9 protein-coding genes are annotated in these 9,609 nt (G+C 75.4%); 4 read left to right on the top strand and 5 right to left on the bottom strand.

Features of this window, described 5'->3' with window-relative positions; all coding sequences use genetic code 11:
• Positions 1–72: 72 nt before the first annotated feature.
• The 4 genes from A2U95_RS03000 to A2U95_RS02985 are packed head-to-tail and all read right to left on the bottom strand — an operon-like array spanning position 73 to position 4,320.
• Positions 73–879, bottom strand: coding sequence for a hypothetical protein (locus A2U95_RS03000; RefSeq protein ID WP_166020679.1), 807 nt, complete (start codon positions 877–879; stop codon positions 73–75).
• Positions 879–2,138: a VWA domain-containing protein gene (locus tag A2U95_RS02995; RefSeq protein ID WP_166020678.1), complete on the bottom strand. Its 1,260-nt coding sequence runs from the start codon at positions 2,136–2,138 to the stop codon at positions 879–881. Before A2U95_RS02995 ends, A2U95_RS03000 begins: the two co-directional genes overlap by 1 nt.
• 56 nt (positions 2,139–2,194) lie before the next feature.
• A complete protein-coding gene (locus A2U95_RS02990) occupies positions 2,195–3,694 on the bottom strand; it encodes an IucA/IucC family protein (protein ID WP_166020677.1) in 1,500 nt (499 codons plus the stop codon).
• Positions 3,695–3,717: 23 nt separating this feature from the next.
• On the bottom strand, positions 3,718–4,320 hold the full coding sequence (locus tag A2U95_RS02985) for a DUF1349 domain-containing protein (protein ID WP_166020676.1): 603 nt from the start codon (positions 4,318–4,320) through the stop codon (positions 3,718–3,720).
• A gap of 250 nt (positions 4,321–4,570) precedes the next feature.
• Between A2U95_RS02985 and A2U95_RS02980 the strand changes: the two genes are divergently transcribed.
• The 4 genes from A2U95_RS02980 to A2U95_RS02965 all read left to right on the top strand — a co-directional run bounded on the left by A2U95_RS02980 (position 4,571) and on the right by A2U95_RS02965 (position 7,893).
• A complete protein-coding gene (locus tag A2U95_RS02980; protein ID WP_166020675.1) occupies positions 4,571–6,154 on the top strand; it encodes an IucA/IucC family protein in 1,584 nt (527 codons plus the stop codon).
• 116 nt (positions 6,155–6,270) lie between these two features.
• A complete protein-coding gene (locus A2U95_RS02975) occupies positions 6,271–6,498 on the top strand; it encodes a hypervirulence associated TUDOR domain-containing protein (protein ID WP_166020674.1) in 228 nt (75 codons plus the stop codon).
• 5 nt (positions 6,499–6,503) lie between these two features.
• The gene (locus tag A2U95_RS02970) at positions 6,504–6,836 is read left to right on the top strand and encodes a DUF3140 domain-containing protein (RefSeq protein ID WP_166020673.1); all 333 of its coding nucleotides are present in this window, start codon (positions 6,504–6,506) and stop codon (positions 6,834–6,836) included.
• A gap of 133 nt (positions 6,837–6,969) precedes the next feature.
• A complete protein-coding gene (locus A2U95_RS02965; RefSeq protein WP_166020672.1) occupies positions 6,970–7,893 on the top strand; it encodes a HipA family kinase in 924 nt (307 codons plus the stop codon).
• Positions 7,894–7,980: 87 nt separating this feature from the next.
• Here A2U95_RS02965 and aceB read toward each other — a convergent pair whose 3' ends face one another.
• On the bottom strand, positions 7,981–9,603 hold the full coding sequence (aceB, locus tag A2U95_RS02960) for a malate synthase A (protein WP_166020671.1): 1,623 nt from the start codon (positions 9,601–9,603) through the stop codon (positions 7,981–7,983).
• Between the last annotated feature and the right edge of the window lie 6 nt (positions 9,604–9,609).

The raw sequence follows: 9,609 nt of genomic DNA, 5'->3' as shown, positions 1-9,609 counted from the left end.
GACCGCCGCCCGCGGGGCCCGTCGGTGCGCGACGGGCCCCGCGGCGACGGCCGCCCCGCCGGACGGCGGCGGTCACGCCCCGGGCCGCCCCCGGCCGCGGGTGAGGGAGTGGCCCCAGACCCCGGTGAGCGCGGCCAGCACGCCGCCGGCGGCGGTCCACGCCCACCGGTCCGTCCACCGTCCCGAGGACCAGCCGTCCTCCGCCGCCGTCCCGGAGAGCACCGGCGCGGCCGAGTCGTCGGACTCCCCGTCCCCGGCCGCCTCCTCCGCGTCCGCCCGCAGGGCGATCCCGGGGATCAGCGGCTCGGCCAGCGCGCCGTCGACGGCCGCCGCCCCGCCGGCGTCGGCCGTCTCCACCCGGACCTCGGCCGAGACCGCCCGGCCCACGTCCGACACCGGCAGGCCGACCGCCGACAGGCGGATGTAGTACGTCCCGGGCAGCGGATCGTCCGACCACGGCTCGGCCCAGCCGCGCACCGTGCGCAGCGCGCACGCCAGTTCCACCGAGGACGTCCCGGCCGGGGCGGTACGGGTCTGCGCCCCGTGCCGGCAGGCCTGACGCCGCCGCAGGCCGTCGTAGACGTCGATCTGCCAGGTCTCGCCGGCGTGCTCCTCCGGCAGCCGCACCGAGGCGCGTACCGTGGGCCGTTGGGTGGCGTCCGCCCCGAACGACCAGTACAGGTAGTCGCCCGTGGAACCCTGGGCCGTCGCCCCGACCCCGGGGTCGATCGCGGTCGCGCTGCGGAACGAGGTGCCCGCCTCGGTCGGCCGGCCGTCCTTTTCATCCCCGGACGCGGACGGGGAGGCGTCGGCCGCGGCGGGAGCCACGGCCAGGCCGAGGAGCAGCACCGCTCCGCCGAACGCACGTGTCAGACGCATCAGTTGGTCCTCCAGACGGCGACCCGCCAGCGTGAGACCCAGCCCCAGAGGAGGCCGGCCAGGAATCCGGTGACGACCAGCGCGCCGATCAGCCACCATCCGCGGCCCAGCCCGAAGGCGGCCACGTCGGAGGCGTCCGACGGCCCGTCCACCACGTCCACCGTGAGCTCCACCGGCAGACCGGGAGTGGTCTTGACCCCGGCGGCCGGCGAGAAGGAGTGCGTCACCTCGAGGCAGACCACCTCGGCGAGCGCCTCCTCGTCGTCCTCCTTGGGGAGGCGCAGTCCCGTGGAGACCAGGTCGGTGCGCCCGTGCCCGGCCGCCTCGCCGCGCACCATCTCCCGGCCGTGGACGGTGACCGCCCGCAGCAGCACCCCGTACCCGGGGTTCACCTCCCGGTCGGACGCGACGCTCACCGCGGCGCGGACCTCCTGCCCGGGCTCCAGGCCGACCCGGTACCAGCGGGCCTGCCCGAACTCCGCGCGGTCGGTGTAGAGGCCGGACTCCAGGACCGGGGCGTCCACGCAGGCGTCGGTGCCCTCGACCGCGACCGGCGTCACCGTCGGCTCGGCCGCCCGCTCCACCAACTGGCCCACACGGTCCGCGAGCTCGTCCTTGTGCCGGACGGAGGTGTAGGTGCCGCCGGTGGCCTCGGCGATGCAGAGCAACTGGTCGCGGGTCCTGGCGTCGGGGACCAGGCCCAGCGTGTCGATGGTCAGACCGATGCCGCGCGCCGCGATCTCACGGGCCACCTCGCACGGGTCCAGCGGCTGACAGGTGTCCTCGCCGTCGGTGATCAGCACGATGCGGCGGGTGCCCTCGCCCTCCCGGAAGTCACGGGCCGCCGCCTTCAGGGCGGGACCGATGGGCGTCCAGCCGGTCGGCGTCAGCGTGGCGACCGCGGTCTTCGCCTCCACCCGGTCCAGCGGTCCGACGGGGTAGAGCTGTTCGGTGTCCTCGCAGCCCTCCACGCGGTCGTCGCCCGGGTAGTTCGCGCCGAGGGTGCGGATGCCGAGCAGCACCTCCTCGGGCGTCGCGTCCAGCACCTCGCCGAAGGCCTGCTTGGCCGCCGCCATCCGGGTGCCCCCGTCGACGTCGCGCTCGCGCATGGAGCCGCTGACGTCCAGCACCAATTCGACCTGGGGCGCGGGCCGGCCGTCCGTCCCGTCGGCGGCGGCCGTGGCGGGGAACGCGGTCCCCGCCGTCAGGGCGGCGAGCAGGGCGAGAGCCCCCGCCGCCAACCGTTTTCTTCTGATCATCACCGGATCGTATGGAACCTCGGCGGGAACGGTGACGGCGGGTCACCCCCTGGCGCCTACACGTCCGAAGGACGGGGAAGGTACGTCCAGAGATCACCCGGCCTGTCCGGGGAGAGCCGCATCAGGGTCAGCGCCTTCACCGGCAGCGGATCACGCAGCAACGCCTCGCGGTCCGGCGTGGACGGCAGTTCGGCGGCGGCCCGGCGCACCAGTTTGGCCAGGACCGGCGCGGAACCGGCCGCCGCCCCCAGGGCCCCCGCCACCAGCGACCCGAAGAGCTTGCGGCGCAACGCCGTCACGTCGTCGGTGACGATCCGGGCCGGCACCCCCTCGGGCAGCCGCAGACCGTGCCGGGCCAGCCGGGCGGGACTCACGCGGATGTCCGCCAGGTCCCGGTAGACCAGCCGCACCGGCCGGCCGTCGGGGGAGAGCACCACCAGCAGGTTCTGGCCGTGCGCCTCGAGCGCCACCCCCAGCTCCAGCATCCGCAGCCCCGCCCGCAGCGCCAGGACCGCGAACTCGCCCAGCCAGGACGGGGACGCGACGGGACCGGAAGCCTCCAGCGCTGCCACCGGCAGGACCCGCTCACCGGCGCCCGCGTACGCCTCCGGGCTCTCCCGCACCACGGCCGCGAGGTCCGCGGTGCCGTCGCACGCGGCGCCCAGCGTGCGGGTGACGTGCAGCAGGCCCTCCAGGCGCGGTGTCAGGGACCCGGCGAACGCGGAGACCGCCGAGGAGGAGGCGACCGAGCCCACGGAGATGTCCCGCACCGAGGAGGTCAGCCGGGTCGACAACGCGGTCTTCACCTGAGGTCCGCCCGGCACCGCCAGCGTGCGCAGGGCCATCAGCGGATGCGCGGCGAACCCGTCGGCGTCGTGGAACCGGCGCAGCACGTGCCTCGCCTGCCAGGGGTGCACCGGCAGCAACAGCCGTGCCCCGTCGCGCCATTCGGCCGGCCACTCCCCGGACACCAGGCAGTCGTCCCGGTCCACCGGCGCCAGCCGCAGCCGCACCACCGGCCGGTGCTCGGGAGCGTAGGCCAGCTCCTCGGCCACCGAGAAGCCGGGCCGGTGGCGGCAGCCCGGGTGGTACGGATGGCCGTCGACCACCCGCTGCTCCCAGGCCCACACCGGTGCCGACACGCCGGGCGAGGGCGCGCGGTCGGCGCGTGACAGCGCCAACGACGCCACGCTGCCCGCGAGTTCCGCGGCGAAGGTCCCGCCGTGCGGGACGCCCAGGGCGTCGACGAGCGACGCCGGGTCGTCGTACCCCGCGCCCGCCAGCCCGACCTGCGTCACCGCGCCGTCCACCGCGAACGGGTCGGGGTCCGGGCCGCGCACCGCCCGGCCGTCCGCCAGCCGCACCGTCAGGCCGTCCCCCGTGCGCTCCCTCCCCGCGATCCACGGCAGCGGCTCGAAGGCCAGGGCCCGCCACAGCCGGGACAGCACCGCGGCCCGCGCCCCGGGCAGCGCCCGCCCGAACGGCTCCACCAGGGCCGGGCGCACGGCCGCCAGCTGCCGCGCCACCGCGTTCTCCTCGCCTGCTGAACGGCGCACGTACGGCCTCCTGGGCGGTCCGGTCAGCCGACGGGGTCTTCGTGCAGGGCGGTGTCCGCGGGGCCCGTGGTGAAGCGGGTGAAGCGCACCTGGAGCCCGGCGCGCCGGGGGGAGCAGCAGAACGGGCCGGCGGAGGCCGCCGCCTCCGCCTCCAGCGGGGCGAGCCGGACCATGCGCCAGGGGTCCTCCGGCGTCCGGGCGCGGACGGTGACCGCGTCGCCCGTGCGGCTGGCCCGGACCGTGACCAGGCGGCCGTCCCAGTCGGGGACCGGCGACAGGGACCAGTCGGAGCGGCCGTGGGTGACGACGGCGCCGAGGTGCGGCACGCCGTCGCTCATCTCCACCCCGGCCTTGATCCAGGAGCTCTCGTCGACGCGGATCATGAGGCCGGCCTGGTCGTACAACGCGTCGAAGCGGGCGAGGAAGGTCACCTCCACCGCGGAGCCGGCGGGGAAGCCGGTGAGCAGCGCGTGACCGTCGTCGCGGACGAAACCGTAGCCGGTGGTCCGCCAGAAGTCGCTCCCGTCCCGGGCCGTGACGAGCAGGTCCGCGCCGTCCCGGGCGGTCGCCGCGGGGGGATTGAGCCAGGTGGCCTCGTCCCAGCCGATGTCGTGCCGGTGGTCCACGTGTCGTCCTTACGCCGGTGGTGACGAGGGGCCGGTGAGGGCGAACGCGGCCTCCCCCCTCGCCGAGACCTCGAAGGCCGCGACAAGATCCTTCAGGCCGGCGCGGCACTTGTCCAGGCCGGCCCGTGCGGGGCCCCGCCGTGCCGCCGCTCCGGGCCGGGGAGTGGCCGGCGGGCGGCCTCGCTACCGTTGGTCGCGCCGGGGATACTGACCGCGACCGCGCCGCCGGACGAACGGACCACCTGCGCACATGCCCCCCATCGCGGACCTCGGCGAGCTCGCCGACGCCTACGCCTGCGCCCCTCTCCTCAACTGCCTGCTGCGCGAGGTCGCCCGGCCCGCGAACGGCGGGGACGGCGGCGGGGCGGGCGGCGGCAGCGCGGGCGGCGGCGGAAACACCGCCGGGAGCGGCGGCGACGGGAGCGGCGGCGGCCGGCGCGTCCACCGGCTGGCGGGCAGCGGCCGCCTGCTGCGGGTGCTCGGCGCCCGCCGCCCCGCCGAACCGGAGGTGCGCGACGACCACGGCTGGCGGCGGCTCGACCACGCGGAACTGGTCAAACTGGCCGCCGAGGAACTGCGCCTGCACACCGGACTCACCAACGACGAGCTGCCCGGCGAGATGCTCGACAGCCGCAACGCCGTCGCCGCCCTCCTCGCCGCCCGCGCCGCGGCCGCCCCGCCGGCCGACCCCTACCTCCGCTCCGAGCAGGCACTCGTCACCGGCCACCCCTTCCACCCGGCGCCCAAGGCCCGCGGCGGCGGCCCCGCGGCGGCCTGGCTGCCGTACGCGCCGGAGGCGCACGCCCGTTTCCCGCTGACCCTGCTCGCCCTCCGGGAGGACGCCGCCGTCGAGGAGGGCGACGCCACCGCGCTGGACGGCCTGGGCGAGGCCCCGCCCGGCTACCGGCTGCTGCCCGCCCACCCCTGGCAGCTGGAGCTGGTCGCCGGCCGCCCCGAGGTGCGCGAGGCGTTCGCCGACGGACGGCTGGTGCGCCTGGGAGTCACCGCCGAGCCCGCCTGGCCCACCGCCGCCGTGCGCACCGTCCACCTGCCCGGGGCGGACCTGTTCGCCAAGTTCAGCCTCGACGTGCGGATCACCAACGACGTGCGGCGGCTGTGGCGCCACGACCTGCTGCGCCTGCGCCGCACCGACGACGCGGTGACCACCGCGCTGGCCGCCCTCCCCGCGGCGCAGTCGGCGGGCGCCGCCTGGCTCAGCGACCGCGGCTACCGGACCGCCTCCTTCGCCTTCGAGGAACTGGCCGTCCTGGTCCGCGACGGCCTGGCCGCGCACCTGCCGCCGGACTCCACCGCGCTGCTCTGCGCGGCCCTCGCCGAAGGCTTCGACGGCAACCCGCTGGACCGGCTCGGCTCCGACCCGGAGCCGTGGTGGACGGCGTACCTGCGCCACCTCGTGCCGCCCGTCCTGCACCTGTTCCACCACCACGGCGTGGTCCTCGAGGCCCACCTGCAGAACTGCCTGATCGCCGTCGACGCCGCGGGACGGCCCGTGCGCGCCGTCTTCCGCGACGCCGAAGGCGTCAAGACGGTCCCCCCGGCCGGCCGGGCGGCGGGCTGGGAACGCCTGGTCTACTGCCTGATCGTGAACCACGTGGGCGAACTGGCCGGTGCCCTGCGGGAACGCCACCCGGCGTTCGACCCGTGGCCCGCGGTCCGCCGCGAGCTCATCCGGCACGACGTCCCGGAGGTCCGCCGGCTGCTCGCCCGGCCGACCCTGCCCGGCAAGACCAACCTGCTGCTGCGCTGGACCGGAGCCGACGGGGCGGACGCCCGCTACCTCCCGCTGCCGAACCCGCTGGCGGAGGCGGTGTGAGTCGGCGTCCGCCCGCGCGGAGCTGCGACCGGTGCCGGAAGGCCGCACCCTGGGAAGTGGCCGCACCCGGGCGAGAGGTGTCGCCCGGTCCACGGAGAACGGTGAGGGAGCCGACGATGGCCAAAAACGGTGACGAGGACAAGAAGCTGCGCAAGGGCGAGAAGGTCGCCTGGAGCAGTCACGGCAACGAGGCCGAGGGCGAGGTCGAGAAGAAGATCACGGAGCGGACGGAGGCCGCCGGGCGCACGGTGGACGCGTCGCCGGAGGACCCCCAGTACCAGGTCCGCAGCGAGAAGTCCGGCAGGTCCGCGGTGCACAAGCCGTCCTCGCTGAGGAAGAAGTGACCGGCATGGACGACGACGAGCGGAAGGAGACCTGGTCGGAGTTCCGCGAGCTGGTGAACATGAAGCCGGCCGACCTGGAGGGCTGGCTGGCCACCCCGGAGTCGAAGGACGCGGGACAGCACAAGGACGGCGGCGAGTCCACGGGCCACGCCTCCGGCCGCCGGATCGCGGAGATCCTGCGCACGGGGAGGAGCGAGCTGTCCGACGACGACTACCAGCACATGCGCAAGGTCGTCGGCTACGTCCGGCGCCACCTCGCCCAGCGGCCCTCGGGAGACGTCCGGGAGACCCGCTGGAGGCACTCGCTCATGAACTGGGGCCACGACCCACTGGCCTGACCGCCCGGCCGCCCGGTTACGATGCCCCCTTCGTGCCGAAGGCCGGACACGAGCGGCGGGCCGCCCCCACGGGGGCGCGGACGCGTCGGAGCCGGCCGTGAGCCAAGGCGAACGACCGGTAGGGCCTGGGAGAATGCTGAGAGAGGTCGCTGTCACCCGCTACGTCGCGCCCCTGCGGACCGGCGGATCCGTGCCCGGGGTCGTCGAGGCCGACGACCTCGGCACCTACGTCGTCAAGTTCACCGGCTCCGCCCAGGGCCGCAAGGCCCTCGTCGCCGAGGTGATCGTCGGGGAACTGGGCCGCCGGCTCGGCCTGCGGGTGCCGGAACTGGTGCGCGCCCACTTCGACCCCGCCCTCGGAGCGGACGAGCCGCACGCCGAGGTCCGCGGCCTGCTGGAGGCCAGCGCCGGGCTCAACCTCGGCATGGACTACCTCTCCGGCGGCGCCGACCTCACCCCGGAGCTGGCCCAGACGTTCCGGGTCGACCCGCTGGAGGCCGGCCGGGTCGTCTGGCTCGACGCCCTCACCGCCAACGTCGACCGCACGGTGCACAGCTCCAACCTGATGGTGTGGCCCACCCGCGGCACCGTCCCCGCCCGCCTCTGGCTGATCGACCACGGCGCCGCCCTGGTCTTCCACCACCGCTGGGGCGGCACCGCCCCGGACAAGGCGTACGACTTCCGCCACCACGCGCTGGGCCGGTACGCCCCGGACACCCGTGCGGCGGACGCCGAACTGGGCCCCCGGGTCACCGAGGCGCTGCTGCGCGAGGTGGTCTCCGAGGTCCCCGACGAGTGGCTGGCCGGCGAGCCGGGCTTCGCGGACCCGCAGGCCGTCCGCGACGCCTACGCCGGCTGGCTGGCCGCCCGCGCCGCGGCCTCGGCCGCCTGGCTGCCCACCGACTTCCCCAGCGGCGACCAGCTCGCGGCCGAGGAGCACGCCCGTCGCGAGAAGAGCCGCCGGGGGCGCCCGGGATGGCTCCAGCGCGTCCCCGACCTGCACGGCAGGCCGGGCGCCGAACAGGACTGGTCCGTCCACCTGGACGGCGCCGACTGAACGACCGGCCCGCCCGGTACCCGCTCTCGGTCCGCCCCGGGCGGGCCGGGGCGGCAGGCCGGGGCGGGCCCACTGCCGCGGTGGACGTCAGCCCGCCAGGCGTTCGTAGGCCGGCAGGGTGAGGAACTCCTCGTACTCCTCGTCCAGCGCCACCTTCAGCAGCAGGTCGTGCGCCTCCTGCCAGTGGCCGGCCGCGAACGCCTCCTCGCCCCGTTCGGCCCGCAGGTTCTCCAGCTCCTCCGCGGCGACCCGGCGGGTCAGCTCCGGGGTGGCCTTCTCGCCGTTCTCGAACTCGACGCCCGCGTTGATCCACTGCCAGATCTGCGAGCGGGAGATCTCGGCGGTTGCCGCGTCCTCCATCAGGTTGAAGATCGCCACCGCGCCCAGTCCGCGCAGCCACGCCTCGATGTACCGCAGGCCCACCCGGACCGCGTTGACCAGACCGGCGTAGGTCGGCCGCACCTCCAGCGAGTCGACCGCCAGCAGGTCGGCCGCGGCCACGTCGACCTCCTCGCGCAGGCGGTCCTTCTGGTGCGGCCGGTCGCCCAGCACCGCGTCGAAGGACGCCTCGCACAGCGGCACCAGGTCCGGGTGGGCGACCCACGAGCCGTCGAACCCGTCGCCCGCCTCCCGGTCCTTGTCCGCCCGCACCTTCTCCAGGGCGACCTCGTTGACCTCCTCGTCACGCCGGGACGGGATGAACGCGGCCATGCCGCCGATCGCGTGCGCGCCCCGCCGGTGACAGGTGCGCACCAGCAGTTCGGTGTAGGCGCGCATGAACGGGGCCGTCATGGTGACCGAGTTGCGGTCCGGCAGCACGAACCTCGCGCCGCAGTCGCGGAAGTTCTTCACGAGGGAGAACAGGTAGTCCCAGCGGCCGGCGTTCAGGCCGGAGGCGTGGTCGCGCAGTTCGTAGAGGATCTCCTCCATCTCGAAGGCGGCCGTGATCGTCTCGATCAGCACGGTCGCCCGCACCGAGCCCTGGGGGACGCCCAGGGTGTCCTGCGCGTGGACGAAGACGTCGTTCCACAGCCGCGCCTCCAGGTGCGACTCCAGCTTCGGCAGGTAGAAGTACGGCCCCTTGCCCCTCTCGAGCAGGCGACGGGCGTTGTGGAAGAAGTACAGCCCGAAGTCGACCAGGGCTCCCGGCACCTTCTCGCCGTCGACCTCCAGGTGACGCTCGTCCAGGTGCCAGCCGCGCGGCCGCATCACCACGGTCGCCAGCTCCTCGTCCGGCCGCAGCGCGTACGACCTGCCGGAGGCGGCGTCGGTGAAGTCGATGTTCCGGGTGTGGGCGTCGATCAGGTTGAGCTGGCCGGTCACCACGTTCTCCCAGGTGGGGGAGAGGGCGTCCTCGAAGTCGGCGAGCCAGACCCGGGCGCCTGAGTTGAGGGCGTTGACCGTCATCCTGCGGTCGGTGGGACCGGTGATCTCCACCCGGCGGTCACGCAGCGCCTCGGGGCACGGAGCGACCCGCCAGGTGTCGTCGTCCCGGATCGCGGCGGTCTCCGCCAGGAAGTCGAGGGAGGCGGTGCGGGCGATCTCCGCGCGGCGCCGGGCACGGCGCTCGAGGAGTTCGTCGCGCCGGGGGGTGAAACGGCGGTGCAGTCCGGCCACGAAGGCGAGGGCCTCACCGGTCAGGACCTCCTCCTGCCGGGGCAGGGGATCGGCGTCGACGACAACGGCCGGGGACGGCACGGATGCGGACATCAGCGG

This window comes from Streptomyces chilikensis (assembly GCF_001642695.1).
Lineage (GTDB): Bacteria > Actinomycetota > Actinomycetes > Streptomycetales > Streptomycetaceae > Streptomyces > Streptomyces chilikensis.
Note: the sequence above shows the minus strand (reverse complement) of the source record. Positions and strands in the feature narration are given on the sequence as shown.